The following is a 23613-nucleotide window of genomic DNA, read 5'->3' as shown; positions in this document are numbered from 1 at the left end:
GCCCACCGGCCCAGGCGCAGCAGATCGCCGAGGCCTTCGTCGCGCTGTGCCACGGGTACACCCAGCAGCTCGCGATCCGCGGCGACCTCGATCCGGCACCGTTCACGGCGGCGCTGGTGGAGATCACGCAGGCGTGAGCGCGACGCCCCCTCTGGACTGACGGGCCCCTCGCTCCAGCAGCTTCTCGCGGGCACGTCCCTCACCCGCGCCCTGATTCATTGGGTGCTGAGCACGCCTACCCCCTCGGCGGGGCGCTTGTGCCGGCGATCCTCGCCTCACGCCGGGGCCTGTCGACCCCTGCCGCGACCGTGTCGACAACGCCATGACCCGTGACAACCAGAGGGCCTGTCGGCAGATGAGAACGTCAGGATCGCCGGGCGTCCTGCTGTGACGGGTCCCCCGACTCCGCCTCACCAATCTCCTCCTCGACGCCAGCCTCAGCGCCGCTCGCACCGGAGCTCCGTTCGCCCTTTCGGGACTTGTCGAAGATCGTCCGACCGCGTCGCAACGCACCGCTACCGGCGGCGTTGGCCGATCCCCAGGCTCCGCGCGCGAAGCCCTTCATCCCCGAGGCAGCGTCCCCCGCCGCACTCTCGATGTTCTCCCGAGCCGCAGTGAGCCGCCCGGCTCCAGCCGCTGCTTCCTCATCAGTCGCTATGACGGCGCCGCGATATTCGGCGGCATCGACGCCGGGCGGGGGCAGCTCGCGGAGGTGCTGCTTGAGCCGCCCGGACTGAGTGCGCAAAGACACCAGTGTCATACCACCCGAGATCACGCCGCCTGCGACGGGCACCGCCTTGGTGACCGTCTTGGCGAAGGAGTCCTTGGTGACCTTGATGCCGATGAGCTTGAGAGTGCTCTTCATCGGGCCGTACCAGACCGTCTTGGTGAGTGCCTTCTGAGTGATCTGCTTCTGGATCGCGGGCCGCGCCACGTGCGCGGCAAAGCTCGTCAGAGATGCCGATGCGCCCCCGACACCCATCATGACGCCGAGGAACACTGCGAGTTTGCCCAAGGTCTCGTCATCGACGTCATCGAGATCCGCGATGAAGTTCTGCCAGCCGTAGAAATAGGCCAGCTTCTGCATCACTCGGAACGCATGCACGTAGTACTGCGTGATGTCCGCGGGGACCGTCGCGAACATCGCGAAGCCACCGGGGAGACCTGCAGAGAACGACAGCGCCACGGCCTTGCTCGTCTCGAACGAGATCGACGCACCAGCGAGTTCATCGAGCTGGGCGAGAGAGACTCCGGCTTGGACCGGGGAGGTCGCGAGCGCACGGTCGATGACCTCCTGGTCGAGACCAAGCTTTCGCAGCTCCTGCGGCAAGAAGGACGAGCGATCGATACGGACCCCGCGGATCCGGATGATCTTCTTGAGGAACTCCGCGGCGAAAGCAACTGCGTCCGAATCCTGCACGCGCATGGCCCCCTCCAGCGATCCGCCCGAGGTCTCGGCGACCTCGCCGTCGCCGATGGCCACTACCTCATGCTCAGAATTCGTCATGCCCCTACTCCTCTGCGCGGTGGATGTAACAGGGTGACTTCACGGAGAATGCCAGCCGATAAAAAGGACTATGACACGTTGAAGCTTGACCTCTCTTCGTCACACCACGGAGGAACATCACGGCTCAGCCACAGTTCATGTGGCACCTATCAGTGCAGCAGTTCCCGGCAGCAATTCCCGGCCGCAGTTTCGATCCAGGCGTGCAGCAGCGTCCGGTCGCAGCGCAGACCCGGCTGGCGGCCGGAGGTCCCCGCCATGTCGCCGCTACACTCTTGCGCAGTTCCCCACCCCACCCCTCGTTCGGCAGGAGGACGCGCTCATGGCGACATCGAAGCTCCTCGCCGGGATGGCCACCCCTCCTGCCTTGTCGACGCTGATCGCCGATCGACTTCGAGAGATGATCACCAGTGGACAGTTGGCCCCGGGCGAACGCCTCAAGGAGGCCGAGCTCGCCAACTCGATGACGGTGAGCCGCGGGCCGGTTCGCGAAGCGATCTCCCTGCTGGGACGCGAAGGACTCGTCGAGTCGCAGCGGCACCGCGGGGCACGCGTGATCACGTTGAGCTACGCAGACATCGAAGAGATCTACTCGATGCGCCTGGCCATCGAACGCTTGGCGATGGAGCGCTGCGCCGAGCGCATCGATGCCCCGCTGCTGGCGGACCTGGATGCGGTGATCGAGCAGATGCGATCGATCCCTGCCGAGGAGTCCGACAACGAGCACGTTCGTCTGGATCTCGAGTTCCACGACTTGATCTACGCGGCTGCCGACCACTCGCGTCTGCAGCGCACCTGGGACATGCTTCGCAGCCAGGTCTCCATCTTCCTCAATGCTCGCACCGACCGCTCCGAGTTCCGTTCGAAGCTGCACGTGGAGCATCAGGAGATGCGCGACGTGCTCGCCACTGGCGATCAGCAGGCTGCGGTGCTGTCGATCGAGAAGCACATCGGATGGACGCTCCGCCAGATCCGCAAGATGCAGGCACTCGAGAAGGATCCCACCGAGACCGGGCCGCTCTCAGGGCCGGGACCCGAAGGCAAGACTGCGCTCTGACCTGGCAGTTTGCTGCGTGCAAGCGGCAGTCTCCGCACGACGCGGCGGTCAGCGCGCGACCCGCTCCTGTCGCCGACCCCTCTCCCACGCCCTCACTGAACTCCTTCTCGTAGATTGTTGACAACCTGCAATCACGGTCCCTAATCTGGTCGCCAGGATCTCGAAGGCGCTTACCCAGCCCTCCACGTCCGGCAAGACGGCCCGACGGCACAGCAGCCGCTCCCGCGTCCAGCGTCACCCGATGAGGCGAGCGATCCCCGCCTCCCGCCGCACGCAGCATCACCAGCATCTCCGGTTCCCGAGCACCACCCGAGCGCAGTCGCTCGGCCCCTCCCCGCAGACCGCAGCATCCCGTGAAGCCCCGAAAGGCAGTGACCGCGCGTGTCCACGACCGCCAAGCCCACCCACGAGAACCTCACCAGCGCCCGAGCCTTCCCGCCCAACGCCCCGAGCGACCCCACCGCCCCTCACGTCACCGCCGCCTCGGTGCAGATCGATGCCGGCCGCGAGGTCGGGACGCTCACCAGGTTGTGGGAGAGCGTCGGCTTCGACGAGATCAACTGGACGTACACGCCCACCGGTCGCCATCTCCTGAACACCTTCGGCGACCTCACCAGCACCGGATACCACATCCGCCCCCACTACGCGCTGTGCTCGGGATCCGGTTTCGGGATCCCCCATTGGGGCAACGGCAACGTCTACCACGAGGATGCCCAGGGCGCCCCGTTCTACGACTTCACGATCCTCGACCAGGCCTACGACGCGATCGTCGAGGCCGGTCACCACGTGCTCGTGGAGATCGGCTTCACCCCGCGGGACCTCCTCCCGCCCGAGGCCGACGAACTGACGATCCCCTCGAGCCCCACCGCGTACTCGGCCTACGAGGCCGGCCAGTGGGCCTACCCGCCGCGCGACTACGACCGGTGGCGCGACCTGATCGCCGCGGTGGCCGCGCACTGCCTCGAGCGCTACGGCGCGGCCGAGGTGGACACCTGGCTGTGGGAGCTGTGGAACGAGCCGGACATCTTCTACTGGCGCGGCACCCCCGAGCAGTTCCACGAGCTGTACGCGGCGACCGTCGAGGGTGTGCGCAGCGTGCTGCCGGAAGCGAAGGTGGGCGGCCCCGCCGTGACCGGCGGTGGCACCGAGTTCCTGCACGGTTTCCTGGCCTACACCGATGAGCACGATCTGCCGCTGGACTTCGTCTCCTTCCACACCAAGGGCTCCTCCTTCACGCCGTGGCGCGTCTACGGACCCACCGGCGGCGAGGCCCCGGAGCAGCAGAGCCCGTCGGCCCACAAGATGCTCTACGAGGTGCGCTCGATGCTGCGCGTCATGGCGCAGTTCCCCGCTTACCGGTCGCTGCCGGCGATTATCGACGAGTGCGATGCGGGGGTTCCCGCCCACTTTTCGTTCTACGACAACGCGAACTTCCGCTTCCAGAACACCGAGTACTACCCGGTGTTCCAGGTCAAGCTCATGAAGAAGCTGCTCGACCTCAGCGACCTCGAGGGCGCGAATGTTCAACAGGCGATGTCGTGGGGCTTCTACTTCGAGGGCGAGCGCTACTTCGAGGGCACCCGAGCATTCCTCACCGCGGACCGCATCGAGAAGCCGCTGCTGAACGGCTACCGCTTGCTGTCGCTTCTCGGGGAGACCCGGGTCGAGGCCTCGAGCGACGCCGCCCACGGGGTCGAGCTCCTCGATCAGGCAGGCGGCGGCGCCATGCCCGAGGAGATCGACGTGCTCGCCTCGCGCGACAGCGCCGGCCGGATCGTCACCGCTCTCTGGCGGCACACCGACGAGCAGTACCGCACCGCCGACGCACCGACCCCGGCCTCCCTCACCGTGCGCGGGCTCGAGGCCGTCGCGTACCGGCTCACCCATCACCGCATCGACGCCGAGCACTCCAACAGTCCCACCATCTGGGAAAGCCTGGGATCCCCTCAGGTCCCCAGCGACGAGCAGCTCGCCCAGATCCACGCGCGGGAAGGGCTCGAGGAGCTGACGGCGGCGGCCGACGTGACGGCGAGCACCGAGGGCACCCTCGAGCTGACGGTCGAGCTCCCGCTGCCTTCCGTCTCCCTGCTCGTGCTGGAGGAGGCCCGCTGATCCGCTCCCCCGGACTGTCGCGGATACGTTCGCTCGGCTCGGTCGTGGTGCACGTCGCCTCCTCGCCACGTGCTCGACCCCGCCCTGCGGGATCGCGGACACCGGCACCAGCACCTTCACCTCTGAAGAGCCCCTCTGCCTGCCTGATGGGCCCATCAGGCAGCGGACCCCTTCACACCGGAGGATCTCGAGGCATTCACAGAGCGGCCGCGGATGCCGCTTTCCTCAACCGTGACGTTCCTGTGATCTGTTCTCGGCGGAATCGTCGGCCCCTTCACCCCTATGATGACAACGTTGTCGACCGGTCTGCGGTCGCACTCGATGAGGAGTGGAGGTTCCCATGCGCGATCCGCACGCGATCTTGGAGATGCGCACCATCACCAAGCTGTTCCCGGGCGTCCGGGCTCTGGACGACGTCACGATGACCGTCCGCCGGGGTGACATCCATGCGATCTGCGGCGAGAACGGCGCCGGCAAGTCGACTCTCATGAAGGTGCTCTCCGGGGTCTACCCCCATGGCACCTACAGCGGGAGCATCCTGTTCGAGAGCGAGGAGATGGCCTTCAAGGACATCAAGTCCTCCGAGAGCGTCGGCATCGTCATCATCCACCAGGAGCTCGCCCTCATCCCCGAGCTCTCCGTGGAGGACAACATCTTCCTGGGCAACGAGATCGTCGCCAAGGGGCTCATCGACCGGCGCACCCTGCGGCGACGCAGCCTGGACCTGCTGGCCCGGGTGGGCCTGGACGTCGACCCCGGCACCCAGATCAAGACGCTGGGCGTCGGGCAGCAGCAGCTCGTCGAGATCGCCAAGGCGCTCGCGAAGAACGTGAAGATCCTGATCCTCGACGAGCCCACCTCCGCCCTGAACGAGGATGACTCCGCGAACCTGCTCACCCTCATGAAGGGACTGAAGGCCAAGGGGATCACCTCGATCATGATCTCCCACAAGCTCAACGAGATCGCCGAGGTCTCCGACGCGGTCACCGTGATCCGTGACGGCCGCACCGTGGAGACCTACGACGTGGAGGCTGGCCAGGTCGACGAGGACCGGATCATCCGGGCCATGGTGGGTCGCTCGCTCGACAACCGGTACCCCGATCACGAGCCGAACACCGGCGGCGAGGTCATCCTCGAGGTGCAGGGCTGGACTGTCGAGCACCCCACCGTGCCCGGCAAGCTGGTCTGCAAGGACGAGAGCTTCGTGGCACGCCGCGGCGAGATCGTCGGCTTCGCCGGCCTCATGGGCGCCGGCCGCACCGAGCTCGCACGCTCCCTGTTCGGCCGCTCCTACGGCGTGCACAAGTCCGGCCAGATCTTCCTCCACGGCGCACCCGTCGAGCTGAAGACCGTCCGCGAGGCGATCCGCCACCGCCTCGCCTACGTCTCCGAGGACCGCAAACTCCTCGGCCTGAACCTCCTGGACAGCATCAAGGACACGATCGTCTCGGCGAACCTGCGCGCCGTCGTGCGTCGGGGGCTCATCGACGACGCGATGGAGCGCACCGTCGCAGAGAGGTACCGCAAGTCATTGCGGATCAAGACCCCCGGCATCGACGTCGGCGTCGCCACCCTCTCGGGCGGCAACCAGCAGAAGGTCGTGCTCGCGAAGTGGCTGTTCCCCGAGCCCGACGTGCTGATCCTCGACGAGCCCACCCGCGGCATCGACGTCGGCGCGAAGTTCGAGATCTACCGCCTCATCCAGGACCTCGCCGACCAGGGGAAGGCCGTCATCGTCATCTCCTCGGAGCTCCCCGAGGTCCTGGGGATCTGCGACCGCATCTACACCATCTGCGAAGGACGCATCTCCGGGGAGGTTCCTCGCTCCGAGGCCGACCAGGAAACGCTCATGCGCATGATGACCACCACCGTCGGATCCGCTGCCTGACCGGCGCAGGAACGAGAGAACAAAACAATGAATGCAGTGAAGCAGGTCTTCGGGACGGACTTCCGTCAGTTCACGATGGTGTTCGCCCTCGTGGCGCTCCTCCTGGGCTTCCACCTCGCCTCCGGGGGCAAGATGCTCACCCCCGGGAACATGCAGAACCTCATCGCCGGCAACGCCTACGTGCTGATCCTCGCGATCGGCATGGTGATGGTGATCGTCATCGGCCACATCGACCTGTCCGTCGGCTCGGTCGCCGGATTCGTCGGCATGTGCGTCGCCCTCTCGGCGCGCGACCTCCACTTCCCGTGGTGGGCGGCGCTGCTGGCCGGCCTCGTGATCGGCGCCCTCATCGGGTGCTGGCACGGGTTCTGGCTCGCGAAGATCGGGATCCCCGGGTTCATCACCACGCTGGCCGGCATGATGCTCTTCCGCGGCGGCGTGATCTGGATCAGCGGATCCGTGAGCGTCCCCGTGCCGCCCGAGCTGAACGTGCTGGGCGCGGGCTACCTCCCCGAATGGGGCCCCGCCTGGACGTACCTCAACAACTCCACCCTGCTGCTGGGGATCCTCGCGATCGCCCTGTACGCGTGGAGCCAGATCAGCACCTACCGCCGCCGGGTCGCGGATGGTGAGACCGGCCTGAGCTTCGCCGCCGTGATCATCCGCGTGGTGCTCGTCGGCGCGGTCCTCGCCTATGTCACCTTCCTGTTCGGCAGCGGCCGCCCCGGCACGTCGTTCCCGGTGCCGGGCGTGATCCTCGTGGCGCTGGTGATCATCTACCACGTCATCACCCAGCGCACCACGTTCGGCCGCCACATCTACGCCGTGGGCGGCAACAAGCAGGCCGCGGCCCTCTCCGGCGTGAGCGTGGACAAGGTCTACTTCCTGGTCATGGTGAACATGTCGTTCCTCGCCGCTCTCGCCGGGATCCTGTTCGTCGCCCGGGCCACCTCCGCCGGCCCCTCGGACGGCAACATGTGGGAGCTCGACGCGATCGCCGCGGTGTTCATCGGCGGCGCCGCCGTCTCCGGCGGCATCGGCACCGTCACCGCGACCATGATCGGCGGCCTCGTGATGGCCACGCTGAACTCGGGCCTGTTCCTCATGGGCGTGGGCCAGGACAAGACCCAGGTGATCAAGGGGCTCGTGCTCCTCGCCGCCGTCGCCTTCGACGTCTACAACAAGCAGCAGGGCCGCCCCTCGATCAGCGGGCGCCTCTTCGGCGATCGGACCAAGTCGGAGACGACCGCCGAACCCGTGCAGATCGCCCCCACGACCCCCGGCGCAACCGGGCAGTAGTCCCCCTGGGCGACCGGGCGACAGCCTCCCCGGGCGCACCATCCTCCCGCACCACCCCACCCCGTATCACCTCCCCCGCATCACCTCATCTGGGAGCCCGATGGCGGGCACCCATCCTCAGAAGGAGTTCCCATGAAGACCACGAAGACCGTGACGAGAAGGACCGTCGCCCTGGGCGGCGTCGCCGCTGCCAGCTCCCTCCTCCTCGCCGCGTGCGGCGGGGGCCGCACCGCCGAGGACACCAGCGGCGGGGACTCGGGCGCCGGCGGCGGATTCGACGCCGACGCGACCGTCGGGGTGTCCCTCCCCTGGCTCGGCACGCAGAACTGGGCGGAGGCCCAGGACCTGTTCACGGCGCAGCTCAAGGAGGCAGGCTTCACCGCGCTCGTCCAGGCGGCCGACAACAAGGTGCCTCAGCAGCAGCAGCAGATCGAGGCCATGGTCCAGCAGGGGGCGAAGGCGATCGTCGTCGGCCCCATCGACGGCACCCAGCTCGGCAGCGCCCTGAAGGCCGCGAAGGACGCCGGCGTGCGGATCATCGGCTATGACCGCCTGATCGAGAACACCGACGCGGTCGACGCCGTGGTGCAGTTCGGCAGCATCCGAACCGGCGAGCTGCAGGGCCAGTCGCTGCTCGACGGGCTCGCCGAGCGCAAGGGCGAGGGCCCGTACAACATCGAGCTGTTCGGCGGCGGACCCGCGGACCCCAACGCCCCGAACTTCTTCACCGGCGCCATGTCGGTGCTCCAGCCGAAGATCGACGACGGCACCGTGGTCGTCGTCTCCGGGCAGGTGGACTTCCAGCAGGTCGCCACCCAGGACTGGGACAACGGCAAGGCCCAGAGCCGTATGGACTCGCTGCTCGCCTCGAACTACTCGGACAAGCAGATCGACGGGGCGCTGTCCCCCAACGACGGAATCGCCCGCGCGATCATCACGTCCTGCACGGCCGCCGGCCAGGACGTCCCGGTCGTCGACGGCCTGGACGCGGAGACCGAATCGATCACCTCGATCTGGAAGGGCGAGCAGTACTCCACCGTCCACAAGCCCACGAAGGACCTCGTCGCGAAGACGATCGAGCTCATCTCCGCCTACCAGAAGGGCGAGGAGCCGCCCGCGGCCGACGAGACCGAGGACAACGGGACGATCGATGTGCCGATCTACGCCCTGGATCCGGTGGTGGTGACGAAGGAGAACGCGAAGGAGGTCTTCGCCGACGACCCCGATCGTCTGGCGCTCCTGAAAGGCTGAACGCTCCCGCAGGACGAACCACAGCAGGTGGCTCCATGGTCGCTCGACCATGGAGCCACCTCTGTCGAGAGGAGCCCTTGGTGTCGAGGAAACGCCCCACGATGAAGGACGTCGCCGCACGCGCCGGCGTGGGCTTCAAGACGGTCTCCCGCGTGATCAACGGGGAGCCCGGGGTCACCGAGCGGACAGCGGAAAGGGTGCATCTGGCCGCCGCCGAGCTCCACTACCGGCGCGACATGATCGCCGGGAACCTGCGACGCGCAGAAGGCCGCACCGACAGCCTCGGGCTTCTCGTCGCGAGCGTCGACAACGAGTTCGACGCCGCCCTCCATCGAGGGATCGAGGACGCCGCTCAGCAGCACCGCGTCAGCGTCCTCACGGGAAGCACCGACGAGGATCCCGACCGCGAGCGCCAGCTCGCACTCGGCCTCCTCGCCCGTCGTGTGGACGGGCTCGTCCTCATGCCCTCCCCCGGCGATCTGTCCTACCTCCAGCACGAGATCGACCTCGGCACCCCGATCGTGGCCGTCGACCGCCCACCCCACGGGATCACGGTGGACACGGTGATGGCGGACAGCACCCAGGGCGCCCGGGACGCGATCTCGCACCTCATCGACCACGGACATCGCCGCGTCGCAGTGCTCACCCATCTCGGGACTCTGCACACTGCCGCCCAGCGCATCGCCGGTGCGCGACGCCGATGGGAGGACGCCGGACTGCCCGCGAACGACCTCCAGGTCGTCGACGGACTCACGACCGAGGCGGAGACCGCGCAGGCGCTGCTCGACCTCCTCGACGGCGAGGACCCGCCGACCGCGGTGTTCACCGCCCGCAACCAGATCACCACGGGAGCGGTACGGGCCCTCCAGCAGCGAGGGCTGCAGCGGGAGATCGCCCTGATGGGCTTCGACGACTTCGGTCACGCGGACCTGCTCGACCCCGCGATCAGCGTGGTGAAGCAGGACCCGGGGCAGCTCGGCCACCGCGCCACACAACGACTGCTCGCGCGCCTCGAGGACCACTCGCTGCCGGTGGAGCACCTGGTCCTCGGGACGACCCTGACCCTGCGGCAGTCGTGCGGATGCGGCGGCTGAGAACAGGGCAGGGCGGGCGCGACTATCATGCTCACAACCATGCCGGAGCAGTTGTCGAGGGAGCCCAATGTCCACGCACGACGCGTTGCGGGGACTCCCCACCCTGCGGCAGGTCGCCGAGGCCGCCGGGGTCAGCATCAAGACGGCGTCCCGCGCGCTCAACGATGAGGCGCACGTCGCGCCGATCACCTACGAACGGGTGAAGAAGGCTGCCGCCGAGCTCGGGTACCGCCCGAACCTCCTGGCGCGCGACCTGCGCTCGCACCGCACATCGAACGTCGTCGCGATGGTCATCGCGGACGTCTCCAACCCCTTCTACCTGGCGATCGCCTATGCCGCCGGCCAGGTGCTGGCCGCACAGGGCCTGCTCCTGTTCACGGGAGTCAGCGACGAGGACCCGGCCTCGGAGGCACGCGTCATCAGCGGTTTCCTCGAGCGTCGTGTCGCCGGTCTGCTCGTCGTCTCCTCGCGCACGGACCACCGCGAGCTGCAGCATCGCGCGGAGAGCGGCACCCCGACGGTGTTCCTGGACCGACCGGGCCGCGGCCTGGAGGTCGACGAGGTCATGTTCGACAACGTCGGAGGATCCCGTGCGGCGATCGACCACCTGCTGGCCCAGGGGCACCGGCGGATCGGAGTCATCGGCGATCTCGGCTCGCTGCCCACCCATCGCGAGCGGATCGCCGGCGTGCGCCGCGCCCTGGCCGAGGCCGAGGTGCCGATCGACGAGGGTCTCATCGTCACCGACGCCCACGACGCCGACGGGGCTAAGGCCGCGATGCGACAGCTGCTGGCACTCCCCTCCCCACCCACTGCGGTGTTCGCCACGAACAACCGGATGGCGGTCGGTGGGATGCGCGCGGTGGCGGACGCCGCGCACCCTCCCGCGCTGATCGGTTTCGACGACGTCGAGCTCGCCGACGTGCTGGGGGTCAGCGTGGTCTCGAATTCCCCCGCCGACATGGGCACCGTCGGCGCCGAGATGCTGCTGGAGAGGATCCACGGCCGAGCAGGGCGGCGCCGCCGGGTGCGGCTGCCGACCGAGCTGGTCGTGCGCCGCTCCACGGCGACGCCGCTGGAGTGACCACGCTGCGGTGATCCGGTCCCGCCCCCGCGGCGGCGCGGGTCAGGCGTGCTGCGCCGTCACCGCCATCACGGCGAGGTCGGGCTCGTCGCCGACCGTGATCGAGGCCAGCTCCCGGGTCGGGTCGGTCGGGACGTCGAGCAGCCACAGATCGGTCTCCGGTCCTACCCGGCCGACCCCGTTCTCGATCCGGTACTCCTGGTGAAGGCCCGGCCGGTTGTCGAACGACGGCGAGCCGCCTGCCCAGTCCCCGACCGAGACCGTGGTCTCCTCGGCGCTGCCGTCGGCGTAGGTGAGGGTCAGCGGCACGTCGCTCGTATCGCCGTTGCGGGCGGTGGCGAGCAGGGTCAGGCGCTGGGTGAGCTGCCCGACCTCGACAGTGAAGGGGCCGACTGCCAGGTTCGGGTCCGTGCCCTCGGTCGAGGGGATCCGCATCACCACGTCGTCGACCGGTACCTCGCCGGGCGCCGGCAGCTCATCGCCTGCGAAGGCCCATCCCTTCCCGTCGAAGTCCCCCGCCGAGGGGTCCTCGAGCGTGGCGACGCCGTCCAGGGTGAGCGCATCCTCCAGCGGCACGATGCACTGGGAGCCTGCCGCCTCGCAGCCGGTATCCAGCACCTGCACCACCAGCTCGGACTCGACGGTGCCGAGCCGGGAGGTCACCGTCGCGGTGACGGTGTGCTCGCCCGCGGGAGCATCGGCCGGGACGGTCAGCGTCACGGGCAGCTCGGCGCGCTGCGGGGAACCATCTCCCTGCACGCGCAGCTCCCCCTGCTCCGGGGTCACAGCGACAGCATCGTCGGAGGTGAGGGCGACGTCGGCCGTGATCTCGCCGCGCCCGGTCAGGACGGCCGACACGGTGGCGTCGATCGTCGTCTCCTCGCCCGAGACCACTGTCAGCGGCGCGTCGGTGGTGAGCGCGGCGCCGAGATCCTCCAGCTGCCGCTCTCCACGCCCGGGGACCGGGGTCGGTGGCTGCTCGCCGCGGCGGGTGGCCCAGTCCGAGGGCTCGGTGCCGAGGTCGATATCGAGGTCAGCCCCGTCGCGCAGGTCGGCGGAGGTCAGCCAGCTCTGGCGGTGCGTGCGGCCGTCGAGCTCCACCTGCTGGACATAGCGAGCGTCCTGCGAGGTGCCGGGCGCCTCGATCACCAGATCACCGTCGTAGAACGGCTCCGGAAGGTCGATCACGGCGCGGTCGAAGATCGGGGACCCGATCGTCAGGACGTCGGTGCCGGCGATCGCCGGATAGATCCCCAGCGAGGACAGCACGTGCCAGGCGGACATGGTGCCGACGTCGTCATTGCCGGTGATGCCGGAGGGGTTGTCCGAGAACAGGGTGAGCGCCGCCCGCACCACGTCCGGGCTCTTCCAGGGCTGCCCCGTCCACAGGTAGAGGTAGGGGGCGTGCAGGTCCGGCTCGTTCTGCGGGTTGTAGCGGGAGGTCCCGTAGTAGTCGTAGGCACTGTTGACCCAAACGTCACGGGCGGTCCCCTCGGGGTCCGCGAGCAGCTGGTCGTAGGCGAAGAAGCTGTCCAGACGCTCGTTGGTGGCCTCCGTGCCGCCGATCTTCGCGATCAGCCCTGGCACGTCCTGCGGGACCAGCCAGTTGTACTGCCAGGAAGTGCCCTCATGGAACCCCTTGGTGAAGGCCGGGTCCGGATCGCCGACGAAGACCCCGTCGGCATCGCGGGGCTGGGGGAACCCCGTATCCGGGTTGATGATGCTCTCCCAGGAGCGGGAACGCTCGGCGTAGCGGAGGGCGTCGTCCTCGTGGCCGAGGTCCTCGGCGAGCACCGACATCGCCGCATCGGCGACCGCGTACTCCATCGTCGCCGACCCTGCATGGTCCAGGTCGCAGTCGCCCGGCCTGCACTCCGCCCCGGTCTCGGCGGGCACATACCCGTGCTCGAGGTAGTGGTCGTTGCCGGCGCGCCCGTTGGCCGGATGGCCCGTCGACGGGACGGTGTCGGCGTTCTGGACCAGCTGCGTCCAGAGTCGATCCTCCCAGCCCTCGAGGAGCCCGTACTGCTGGGACGTGACGAGCTGCGGGGTGACGGGGTCGCCGGTCATCACGTTGGTCTCGACCGGTCCCCATCCCCAGCGCGGGAGCCGCCCGCTCTGCTCGCCCTGCAGGATCAGGGAGATCGACTGGTCCCGCGCCTCCTGTGGTGCGATCAGCGCCAGCAGCTGGATCTGGGTGCGGTAGGTGTCCCACAGCGAAGAGGTCTGGTAGTACCCGTGGCCGTCGGCGGTGTGGACCTCATCGTCCCAGCCCAGGTAGCGGCCGTCGACGTCGTCGCCGCGGTGCGGCCCCAGCAGGCTGCGGTACAGGGAGGAGTAGAAGGTGCGCCGCTGCTCCTCGCTCCCGCCCTCGACCATGATGGCGTCGAGCCGCTCCTGCCAGATGCTGCGGGCGGCATCACGCACCTCGTCGAAGCTGCGCCCGCCCTCCTCGGCCAGGTTTCCGGCGGCACCATCCGCGTCGACCCAGGACAACGAGGTGGTGACCTCGACGTCCTGGTCCTGCGTGGTGTCGAAGCCGATCCAGGCTCCCTGCCGCGCCTCCCCCTCGGTGACAGCGGAGCCATCGGTGCTCGCGGCGGTGAACTCGTCGCCGTCGAAGAGGTCGACAGTCTCGATGTCGCGGTCGAAGGTGGTCAGGAAGTGCAGCGTGTACGGCTCGGTCTCCTGGCAGAAGCCGGAGCCCTCGACCGTCGTGCGGATCGTGCGGTCGTCGAGGACCTCGACCTTCGAGCTCCTCATTCCGTGCAGCGCCTGCCCAGCATTGAGCATCAGGCCCGACTCCTCGGAGCCCTCGTAGGTCAGTCGCTGCTGCCCGGTGCGGGTGGTGGCGGTGAGCTCCGCGGTCACCGCACCATCAGGGTCATCGAGGGTCACCTGGTAGGACCCCGGGGAGGCCGATTCGGTCTCGTGCCGGAACCGCTGCGCGTACTGGCCGTAGTCGGTGGAGTCCGGCCGACCGGTCATCGGGGTCATGGGCAGATCGCCGCCCAGCCCGCAGCCCACGCCCGAGACGTGGGTCATCGAGAAGCCCCGGATGCGGTCGTCGGTGTACCGGTACCCGGCGTAGTGCCCGGTGTCCGGGGAGAGCTGCACCATCCCGAAGGGCAGGCTCGCTCCGGGGAAGGTGTTCCCCTCGGCCTGGGAGCCGATGAAGGGGTTCACGAGGTCGACCGAGTCGGCCGGGGAGGCCTCGTCCGTCGGCGCGGCGGTGGCGAGAGGGGCGGCCAGGCTCAGCGCGGCTGCGAACGCGATGAACGGGACGAGGCGGCGATGCGACATCGTCTACTCCTACTTCTCGGGGGCGGGCTGGTCGACGTCGATGTCGAAGAACTCGAGCTCGGCGAGCCCGACCTCTTCGGAAGATCCTTCGAGCACCCGCAGCCGGTAGTGGGTGTACGTGCCCGGGCCCCGCGTCCCGGTGGCCCGGAACGGCCGGGTCTGGTTCTCCCAGTCGAAGGTCTCGTCCTCGCGGCGGTCGATCTCGAACCACCGTTCGCCATCGCGCGAGCCCTCCACGACCCACGCGGTCGGGTGTCCGACGGAGTCATCGCCCGAGGTCAGCGTGTACATCGTGACCTCATTGCGCGGTTCGTCCGACTGATAGGTGAGGGCGTCCTCCGGGGCGAGGACGAGCTGGGTCGACGAGTCGTCGTCGACGACTTGCTCCACGCCCTCGACCCCTCCCACCTGCGCCGGGTCGGCCAGGAGATCGGTGAGCGGTTCCGGGGGCTCATCGCCGGTGGTGGGCGACGGAGGGGCATCCTCGGGATCCGCTCCCCAGTCGGAGGGCTCCGGGCCCATCGCGAAGTCGAGGACGGCGCCGTCGGCGAGCGTCTCGTGGTCGATCCAGGCCTGCTCCCGGTTCTCGCCGTCGACCGCGAGGGACTGGACATAGATGTTCTCGGTGCTGTTCTCGGGGGCGTTGACGACGATGTCCTCACCGCCTGGGAGGTGGACGGTCGCCTTCGTGAACAGCGGCGAGGTCACGGCGTAGGTGCCGCCGCCGAGCTGCTGCGGATAGAGCCCGAGCATGGTGAACAGCCACCAGGCTGAGGTCTCCCCGTTGTCCTCGTCGCCCGCATAGCCCTGGCCGATGTCGCTGCCCACGAAGTGGCGCGACTGCACCTCACGGGTGATCTGCTGGGTCTTCCAGGGCTGGCCGGCGTCGATATAGGCGAACGGGATGTGGTGGGAGACCTGGTTCGAGAACCCCCACTGGCCCATCCTGACGTCGCGGGCCTCGGTCATCTCGTGGATGGTTCCGCCGTAGGTGCCGGGGAATCCAGCCGTCTCCGGGGTCGAATAGAACTCGTCGAGCTTCTTCGCCAGGTCCTCTCGACCGCCGTACAGGTTCGCGAGGCCCTGCCCGTCGAACGGGGCGTGGAAGGCGAAGTTCCAGCCGTTGGTCTCGGTGTAGTCGTGCTCTCCCCAGGACCTCGGGTCGTACTCGTCGGGCGCGTAGCGGAAGCTGCCGTCGTCATTGCGGCCCTGGAAGAAGCCGACCTCGGGGTCGAAGTGGTTGACGTAGTTGTTCGACCGGGCCTCGAGGTAGGCGGACTCGGTGTGGAGCCGCTCCTGCTCGGCGTCGCTCAGCCCCGGTTCCGCGGCGAGCTGCTCGGCCTGCTGGGCCAGGGCGAAGTCGTTGATGCCGCCCTCGAGCCCCCAGGAGGTTCCCTCGCCGACCTCGGTATCGGTCCAGCCGCGGAAGATGGAAGTGCCCAATCCCTTGCGGCCGACGTCGGCGTCCGTCGCGCTGCCGGGCGGGGTGACGGTCGCATTCTTGAGGCCGGCCTCGTAGGTGCCCTTCGGATCCGGGAGCTCGACGCCCTTGGTGTAGGCGTCGGCGAAGGCGGCGTCGGAGCTGGTGCCGGTCATCAGGTTCGCGTAGCCGGGCGAGGACCAGCGAGAGACCCAGCCGCCGTCGCGGTACTGCTGCACGAAGCCGTCGACCAGTTCGCTCGCGTCATCGGGCATGAGCAGGCTGTACGCAGGCCAGGCGGTCCGGTACGTGTCCCAGAAGCCGTTGTTGACATAGATCTTGCCGTCGACGATCTTCGCACCGGTCTCGGTCTCGGTGCTCTCTCCTGTCGGGTCCGAGACCGGGGAGGCGTACTGGAACTGCGGTTCCTCCAGGGTCCCGGTGTTCTCGAACCCCGAGTTCGGGTAGGCGCTGAGGCGATACAGGTTCGAGTAGAGGGTGGTGAGCTCGTCCGGCGAGGCGCCCTCGACCTCGATGATCGACAGCTTCTCGTCCCATGCCGCCTGCGCGCGATCGCGCACGGTGTCGAAGGTGTCGTCCGGGGTGATCTCCTGCTCCAGGTTCCGCTTCGCCTGCTCCAGGCTGATCAGCGAAGTGGCGATGCGCATCGTGGCGCTGCCGTCAGCCTCGGGCGCGAGCCGCACCCAGCCTGTGTTGCCATCCTCGGCGTCCTGTTCGACCACCTCCTGGTCGAACTCGGCGTGGACGAACAGGCGCGTGGCGCCGGCGGACAGTCCGCTGCGCACGTCGGAGTACCCGGACACGGTGCCGTCGTCGTTCAGCGTGAGACCGGAGTCGTCATTGACGTTGTCGAAGATGACGGAGGCGTCGCCCTCCGGGAAGTTGAAACGGACTATCGCTGCGTGGTCGGTCGGCGCCATCTCGGTGACCATGCCGTTGTCGAACTCGACGCTGTAGTGATGGGCGGTGGCCTTCTCCTTGTCATGGGAGAACGTCATCGCCCGAGCGTCCCGGTCGGTGTCCGGGGTGCCTTCGGCCGTCGAGGGCATGAACTGGAAGGTCTGCCGGTCACCCATCCAGGGGCTCGGGGCGTGACTGGCGGCGAAGGCCTGCAGCTGCGGACGATTCTGCTCGTCGTTGCCCTGGTGATAGGAGTAGGGCCAGTTCAGTGCGCCGGCATCCGTGACCGGGGTCCAGAAGTTGAAGCCGTGCGGCACCACGGTGGCGGGCAGATTGTTCCCGCGCGAGTAGGCGCCGGAGGAATGGGTCCCGCGGCGGGTGTCGACCCAGTCCGAGGGACGCTCCTCGCTCTGGACCGGTCGTTCGGCGATCTCGATGTCGTCGATCCAGCCGGCGAATCCGACGGGCCCGACGGGGGCGTCGTAGCCGAGCAGGATGCGGTCGATGGTCTTGCCCTCCGCGACCTCGCCCAGCCGCAGCGTGCGCTGGTTCCACTGGTCGGTGAAGAGTGCCTTGGACTCCCCTTGCCCGGCGGGCGAACTGTCGAACCGGTACTGGTCCTGTGCGCCGAGCTCGCTGAGGTAGGTGCCGTCGGTGAAGGCGAGGTCGATCGCGGCGTTCGTCGAGGCGTAGCTCTGGTCGCCCCCGAACTCCGGGAAGATGCGGTAGCTGAGCTCGGTGTCCGCGGCGATGGGGAGATCGACGTCATGCAGCTTCTGCCAGTGGTGGCCGCCGTCTTCGGAGGTCGTGCTGCCGGAGTAGCGCAGGGAGCCCACTCCGGTGAATCCGACCTCGGTCGCCGACGCGTACGCAGCGGCGGGGCCGCTGCCGGGCGTGACCTGCATTCCGGGATCGGCCTCGGCAGAGCCGTCGGACAGAGTGAGTTCGGCGAGCTGGACGGTGTCTCCACTGGCGACGGCGGAGATGTCGAGGCGGTAGAACGGGTACGCGGTGGTGTTGTCGGTCTCGTAGGTGGTGGCGGAGCCGCGCTCGTCGAACGACTGGTCCGCCTGGGTGTCCAGGGTGGTCCAGGTGGTGCCGTCGGTCGAACCCTGCAGGGTCCAGTCCTTCGGATCCCGCTCGGGCGAGTCGTTGGCGGAGGTCAGGAGGTAGTCGGCGATCACGAGCGGTTCCTCGAGCTCGACCTGCAGCCAGGCCGCGGAGTCGAAGGCCAGCCACTTCGACGCGGAGCTCCCGTCCACCGCCTTCGCCGCCGATTCCTGCGGCGAGTTCTCGGCACTCGCGGTCACGGCGCTGACGCGCGAGGTCAGGTCGCCGGGGACCGACGAGGTGGCGATGTTCTCGGACCAGGGGGTCCCGTCGGGGCGGGTCTCGGCCTGATCGGTCCAGTCGAGCTCCGGGTCGTCGGTCTCGTACGAGGTCGCGAAGCGCGGTGCGGGCTCCTCGGACGTCGTGCCCGGAGCGTCCGGTGCGTTGGGCGCGGCGGCCGCCGGCGGCAGGACGGTCAGTCCGAGGATGAACGCTGCCGCGAGGACTGCTCGGGAGACTCGGGCCGAGCGCGGAAGACGTCTGCTGCTGGTCCTGGACATGTGGTGGTTCCCCTCGTGAGGTGCCCGGCCGCCGTGCTCCGCGGGTGAGGCTCCCCCTGCGGGCTTCGGCGCCGACACGCCTTTGACAACGATGTCATCTGCGATGGTAGCGACCTGCGCCACTCCCGGGAACCCCTCTCGCCGAAGATGTCTGATTCGCCGGGAATCTGCCAGTGCCCGGAATCCTTCGCCACATAGCAGGAGCCCGCCCCTGACCAGGGACGGGCTCCGAGCTGCTCGACGATCGCCGGGGGCGGGTCAGCCGCCGATCCTGGCGCTGCCCGCGGCGGCGGCCTCCCGCTCACCCTCGGCGGCGCGGACTCCGGCCTTCTCCAGGACGCCGTCGCGGCGGTCGTCGACCTGCTGCGGCGCGAGCCGGGCGCCGCCGGAGGTGTCCGCCGGCGCGGCGAGCTCGGCGCACTGGCCCTCGGATGCTCCTCGCACGCGGTTGTCCGTGCCGGTCGGGGCCGGGTCGTTCCCGTCACAGCGCAGGTCGCCGCGGACGATCGTGCTGCTGATGAGCACGCCGTCCGTGTTGTCCGTCAGCGCGACGTCGCCGCCGACGTAGCTGACGCCACAGGGTCCCACTGGTGCGCCGGCGCTGATCTGCACCACTCCCCCGCTGCCCGCGTAGCTGAGATCGCCGTCGACCTCACTGGTGCACAGCAGCCCGCCCTCGGCAGCGTCGGTCACGCTCAGATCGCCGGTGATCCAGCTGTCGTAGATGTCCGTCAGGTGTTCGTCGGTCGTGATGACGTCACCTCGGACCACGGACCCGTCGAGATAGGTCTCCCCGCTCGCGGCGACGACCCTGGCGCTGTGCTCCGAGCCCAGGCTGTAGAGGAATCCTGACTCCTGGGCGTCGGTGCGGCCAGCGACGGCGCCGTCCTCGACGTAGGCGCCGTAGGCGGAGCGCAGGACCAGCTTGCCCGCGATGGTCGACCCCTTCGCGTCGAGATAGGCATCCTCCTGCACACGGAGGTTGCCTTCGAACGTGGAACCCTGGGCGATCAGATCCGCCCCCGCTCGAACGGTGACGTTCCCGGTCACGGTCACGCCGGACAGGTCGCAGGACTGGTCGGCGCGGACGACCAGGTCCCCGGGTACGGTCACGTCTGCGGCGGTGCCCAGGCAGTACGTGGTCAGCGCCCCGTGGGCAGGCAGGGCGATGCCCATCGAGAGCAGTCCTACGGCGGCAGTGGTGGAGAGTGCGGTGCGCCAGCGCATGGCGGTCCTTTCGTCGTCACATCATCGTGAGGGACGGGCTGGAGCGTCGATCACCCCAGCAGTCGGAGGGATTGCGGGACGTCCGACGGTCGTGTCGAGATGCCGCAGCCCTGGGTCGATCTGCTGCGTGCACTCGGCGCGGTCATCCGCGGACGCCACCGAGTCAACACCCTTTCCCACCTGTTGACAAGGTTGTCATGCGGCTGGAACCCTGCTCCCGGGTGGGGAGGTGTCACCCGGAGGCTCGCGATGACGCGGGCCCGCAGTGGCTCGGGCACAGCGGCCCGGCACGAACTGAGCGGATGATTCGCGATGAGACCCTTGACCAGATCACGAACGGCACGCAGCGCCGCGGCACTGCTGACGGCACTGGCGCTGAGCGTCGGCGGGACGGTCGGCGCCGCGACGGCGGCCCCTCCCCCGAGCGGGGCCGACGCGGCGGTGCACGATCCTCTCGACCACGTCGACCCGATGGTGGGCACCGGTGCGGCGACGGGGGCCGTGGTCGGGGAGATCAACAACTTCCCCGGCCCGTCGATGCCCTTCGGGATGGTGCAGGTCTCGCCCGACACCCCGAGCTCCTATGCGGGCTATCGCCACTCCGACTCCGAGATCAGTGGCTTCAGCCTGACCCACGCGGCAGCGGGCTGCAACGTGTTCGGCGACCTTCCGCTGCTCCCAGTCACCGGGGAGATCGGCGAGGCACCCTGGGACCGCACCGAGCAGTTCTCGCATGACGCCGAGTCCGCCGAGGTCGGGAAGTACGCCGTCACCCTGGAGAACTCGGACGTCGACGTCGAGCTGTTCGCCGCCACCCGCTCCGCCGGCATGACGTTCGACTTCCCGGAGGGCGAGCCGGCCCAGGTGATCCTCGACGCCGGTGGCTCGAAGGCCAGCGTGTACGACGTCGACCTGGAGGTCGAGGGGAGCACCGTGACCGGCGCCGTGACCACCGGCGGGTTCTGCGGGAAGGGCAACCAGCACACCACCCACTTCGTCATGGAGTTCGACACCGCTGTCGAGGACTTCGGCACCTGGCAGGACGGCGAGCTCCGTCCGGGCGAGGCGACCGCCACCGGGCAGGCTGCCGGCGCCTGGCTCACCTTCCCGGCCGGCTCCGAGGTCACCGTCAAGTCGTCCATCTCCTACGTGGATGCGGCCGGGGCAGCGGCGAACCTCGCCGAGGAGATCCCCAAATGGGACGTGGACTCCCTCCAGCAGGCCAACCGTGACGCCTGGGCCGAGATGCTCGGCAGGATCGAGGTCTCCGGAGGGGCCGACTCCGACACCACGATGTTCTATACCTCGCTGTACCACTCGCTGATGCACCCGAACACCTTCAACGACGTCGACGGGCGCTACGCCGGCTTCGACGGCGAGATCCACGAGGTCGACCCGGGCCACACCCAGTACGCCAACTTCTCCGACTGGGACACCTACCGCTCGCTCGCTGCCCTCCACGCGATCATCGCTCCGGAGCGTGCCTCCGACATGGCGCAGTCCCTGGTCAACGACGCGGAGCAGTTCGGGTGGCTCCCCCGATGGCCGGTGGCGAATCAGCCGACAGGGCAGATGACGGGTGACTCCTCCGTGCCGCTGATCGCGTCCCTGCACGCCTTCGGGGCCCGTGACTTCGACGTGGACTCCGCCCTGGACCACATGATCAAGGGCGCCACGCAGACCCCCGCGGACACCGACGGGTACGTGCAGCGCCCCGGGCTCGAGAGCTACCTCGAGCTCGGGTACGGCCCCCAGACCGAGGACTTCCGAGGCGACCACAGGATCGTCGGCGCCTCGGTGACCCTGGAGTGGTCGATCGCCGACTTCGCGATCGGGCAGCTGGCCACGGCCACCGGCCGGGACGAGGTCGCGGCCGAGTTCCAGGCACGCGGGCAGTACTGGCAGAACATCTACGACCCGGCCACAGATCTGATGTCCGCCCGCTCCGAATCCGGGGAGTTCATCGAGCCGAGCGGCGGATCAGGCTTCGGGCAGGAGGGCTTCGACGAGGGCAACGACCATCAGTACACCTGGCTGGTCCCCCAGAACGTCGCCGGCCTGGTCGAGGCGCTCGGCGGGAGGGAGGCGGCAAGCGCGCGGCTCGACGAGTTCACCTCCGAGCACAACGCCGGTGACGGTTCACCGAAGCTGTGGATCGGCAACGAGCCGAACTTCGGTGTGCCCTGGCTGTACAACTACGTCGGCCAGCCGGCGCGCACCTCGGAGCTCGTCGACGACATCATCGATGAGCTGTTCCAGCCCACGCCGAACGGCAAGCCCGGCAATGACGACCTCGGTGCGCAGGCCGGGTGGTACGTGTGGGCTGCGATGGGGCTGTACCCATCCACGCCCGGCACCGACGTGCTGACCCTCAACGCCCCGCGCTTCGAACGGGTGGCGATCGACCTGGGCGAGGATCGCCAGCTGGAGATCCTCGCCCCGGGCGCCGCCGAGGGCAGCAGATACATCGCCGGCATGGAGATCGATGGGGAGCCGTGGGAGCGGACCTTCCTGCCCGAGGACCTGATCGCCGAGGGCGGCGTCATCGACATGTCGATGTCGGATTCCCCGGATCAGGGCTGGGGCACCGGCGAGGAGGCGGCTCCGCCGTCGTTCCGTGAGGGCGAATCCCAGCTCATCGCGACGGCGACTCCGTCCTTCCGCACCGTTGCGCCGGGAGAGTCCGCGACCGTCACGACCACCGTGCAGGCATTCGGCGGGAACCACCGTCCGGTGGCCGTCGACGTGGACGCTCCTGAAGGCATCTCCGCCACGGCACGGCCCTTGCGCCCTGACAGCTCCGGGCAGGTGGTCGCCGATATCGACCTCACCGTCTCCGACGAGGTCGCCGTCGGGGATCATGACGTTGAGCTCACGGTGGGTCGGAAGGGGTCCGACGAGGTCAGGACGCTGCCGATCCGGCTTCGCGTCGCCCCGCCCGGGTCGCTCACAGCGGCATTCAACACCGTCGGCAGCGCCCCGGACGACGGCTCCTCACCGGGAGATCTCGACGGGTCGGGCAACAGCCTGTCGCAGGAGGCGCTGGCCGATGCGGGACTCGTGCCGGGCTCCGGACATGAGGTGCACGGCCTGGCCTTCTCGTGGCCCGACGTGGCCCCGGGCAGTCCGAACGCCCTGACCGCCGACGGGCAGCGGGTCGAGCTGCCCGGCCCGGCAGAGTCGATCTCCTTCGTGGGTGTGGGTACCCACGGCAACGTCGACGACACGGTCTCGGTCGAGCTCACCGATGGCACCACGCAGGAGGTGCCGATCGCCCTCGGGGACTGGGTGCTGCCGACTGAGGACGGCTCCCCGATCGACGGCAACACGGTGGTCGCGACGATGGACCACAACTCCGGTGGGGCGAGCACCACCTATCTCTTCGCAACCGACGCCTGGTCCCCGCCCGAGGGGACGCAGATCGCCGCCGTGAACTTCCCGAGCAATGAGAACCTGCACGTCTTCGCGATCGCCGACGACGGGGCGCAGGTCGCGGAGAGGGCGTAGCGGACGGGAGGTGGGGTTGATGCGCACTCAAGGGGGTGAGCCGCCGGCCACCGCCTCGATCGGCGGGAGCACCGTTGGTTGGGATCTGCGCAGACTCACACATCTACCTCGCAGATCCACACATCCACACATCCACACTCGATTGTGTATTTGCTCGTAGGTTTGTGCATTTGACTCATGGTGATGACCCGTCAGGAGTTCGACGTCCTGCTGGCCGAGCTGCGCGCCCTCAGCCGCGCAGGCAGAAGGGGTGCCCGGCCGGGTCACGCAGCACGCGCGAACGCTCGGGGCTGGGCTGATCGTCTTCCGCGGTGGCGCCGAGCCGGACGGCCTCCT

General features: G+C 68.8%; 13 protein-coding genes. 8 read left to right on the top strand and 5 right to left on the bottom strand.

Annotated elements, in window-relative coordinates; translation table 11 throughout:
- Nucleotides 1-364: 364 nt before the first annotated feature.
- On the bottom strand, nt 365-1507 hold the full coding sequence (locus INT51_RS21320) for a hypothetical protein (RefSeq protein ID WP_193107418.1): 1143 nt from the start codon (nt 1505-1507) through the stop codon (nt 365-367).
- A gap of 319 nt (nt 1508-1826) precedes the next feature.
- Here INT51_RS21320 and INT51_RS21315 point away from each other — a divergent pair, with 319 nt between their 5' ends.
- The 7 genes from INT51_RS21315 to INT51_RS21285 all read left to right on the top strand — a co-directional run bounded on the left by INT51_RS21315 (nt 1827) and on the right by INT51_RS21285 (nt 11289).
- Nucleotides 1827-2561, top strand: a complete 735-nt coding sequence (locus INT51_RS21315) for a GntR family transcriptional regulator (protein WP_193107417.1) — start codon at nt 1827-1829, stop codon at nt 2559-2561.
- A gap of 381 nt (nt 2562-2942) precedes the next feature.
- On the top strand, nt 2943-4673 hold the full coding sequence (locus INT51_RS21310; protein WP_193107416.1) for a glycoside hydrolase: 1731 nt from the start codon (nt 2943-2945) through the stop codon (nt 4671-4673).
- 340 nt (nt 4674-5013) lie between these two features.
- Entirely contained in the window at nt 5014-6561 is a 1548-nt protein-coding gene (mmsA, locus tag INT51_RS21305) for a multiple monosaccharide ABC transporter ATP-binding protein (protein WP_193107415.1), read from the top strand.
- 27 nt (nt 6562-6588) lie between these two features.
- Nucleotides 6589-7860, top strand: coding sequence for a sugar ABC transporter permease (locus INT51_RS21300; RefSeq protein ID WP_193107414.1), 1272 nt, complete (start codon nt 6589-6591; stop codon nt 7858-7860).
- Between the two features lie 132 nt (nt 7861-7992).
- A complete protein-coding gene (locus INT51_RS21295; RefSeq protein WP_193107413.1) occupies nt 7993-9111 on the top strand; it encodes a sugar-binding protein in 1119 nt (372 codons plus the stop codon).
- A gap of 80 nt (nt 9112-9191) precedes the next feature.
- The gene (locus tag INT51_RS21290) at nt 9192-10205 is read left to right on the top strand and encodes a LacI family DNA-binding transcriptional regulator (RefSeq protein ID WP_304502281.1); all 1014 of its coding nucleotides are present in this window, start codon (nt 9192-9194) and stop codon (nt 10203-10205) included.
- 67 nt (nt 10206-10272) lie between these two features.
- The gene (locus INT51_RS21285) at nt 10273-11289 is read left to right on the top strand and encodes a LacI family DNA-binding transcriptional regulator (protein WP_193107412.1); all 1017 of its coding nucleotides are present in this window, start codon (nt 10273-10275) and stop codon (nt 11287-11289) included.
- A gap of 42 nt (nt 11290-11331) precedes the next feature.
- On the opposite strand, the gene INT51_RS21280 is transcribed toward INT51_RS21285, so the two are convergent.
- From INT51_RS21280 to INT51_RS21270, 3 genes are all read right to left on the bottom strand, one after another.
- Nucleotides 11332-14592: a GH92 family glycosyl hydrolase gene (locus tag INT51_RS21280; RefSeq protein ID WP_193107411.1), complete on the bottom strand. Its 3261-nt coding sequence runs from the start codon at nt 14590-14592 to the stop codon at nt 11332-11334.
- Between the two features lie 9 nt (nt 14593-14601).
- Nucleotides 14602-18543: a GH92 family glycosyl hydrolase gene (locus INT51_RS21275; protein ID WP_193107410.1), complete on the bottom strand. Its 3942-nt coding sequence runs from the start codon at nt 18541-18543 to the stop codon at nt 14602-14604.
- A 258-nt stretch (nt 18544-18801) separates the two neighbouring features.
- The gene (locus INT51_RS21270; protein WP_193107409.1) at nt 18802-19770 is read right to left on the bottom strand and encodes a hypothetical protein; all 969 of its coding nucleotides are present in this window, start codon (nt 19768-19770) and stop codon (nt 18802-18804) included.
- A 321-nt stretch (nt 19771-20091) separates the two neighbouring features.
- Here INT51_RS21270 and INT51_RS21265 point away from each other — a divergent pair, with 321 nt between their 5' ends.
- Nucleotides 20092-23277 (top strand): GH92 family glycosyl hydrolase, encoded by a 3186-nt coding sequence (locus INT51_RS21265; protein WP_226986032.1) that lies wholly within the window; start codon nt 20092-20094, stop codon nt 23275-23277.
- A 229-nt stretch (nt 23278-23506) separates the two neighbouring features.
- On the opposite strand, the gene INT51_RS21260 is transcribed toward INT51_RS21265, so the two are convergent.
- The coding region (locus tag INT51_RS21260; RefSeq protein WP_304502282.1) for a VOC family protein at nt 23507-23613 on the bottom strand (107 nt) is incomplete at its 5' end.

Origin of the sequence: Brachybacterium sp. FME24, assembly GCF_014897705.1 — a bacterium.
In the GTDB taxonomy this organism is placed as follows: Bacteria; Actinomycetota; Actinomycetes; order Actinomycetales; family Dermabacteraceae; genus Brachybacterium.
This window is presented reverse-complemented; position numbering and strand designations above follow the sequence as displayed.

Coding starts and splice junctions, on each gene's coding strand:
- mmsA (WP_193107415.1), top strand. CDS start 5,014: ATGCGCGATCCGCACGCGATCTTGGAGATGCGCACCATCACCAAGCTG.
- INT51_RS21320 (WP_193107418.1), bottom strand. CDS start 1,507: ATGACGAATTCTGAGCATGAGGTAGTGGCCATCGGCGACGGCGAGGTC.
- INT51_RS21285 (WP_193107412.1), top strand. CDS start 10,273: ATGTCCACGCACGACGCGTTGCGGGGACTCCCCACCCTGCGGCAGGTC.
- INT51_RS21275 (WP_193107410.1), bottom strand. CDS start 18,543: ATGTCCAGGACCAGCAGCAGACGTCTTCCGCGCTCGGCCCGAGTCTCC.
- INT51_RS21300 (WP_193107414.1), top strand. CDS start 6,589: ATGAATGCAGTGAAGCAGGTCTTCGGGACGGACTTCCGTCAGTTCACG.
- INT51_RS21315 (WP_193107417.1), top strand. CDS start 1,827: ATGGCGACATCGAAGCTCCTCGCCGGGATGGCCACCCCTCCTGCCTTG.
- INT51_RS21270 (WP_193107409.1), bottom strand. CDS start 19,770: ATGCGCTGGCGCACCGCACTCTCCACCACTGCCGCCGTAGGACTGCTC.
- INT51_RS21295 (WP_193107413.1), top strand. CDS start 7,993: ATGAAGACCACGAAGACCGTGACGAGAAGGACCGTCGCCCTGGGCGGC.
- INT51_RS21280 (WP_193107411.1), bottom strand. CDS start 14,592: ATGTCGCATCGCCGCCTCGTCCCGTTCATCGCGTTCGCAGCCGCGCTG.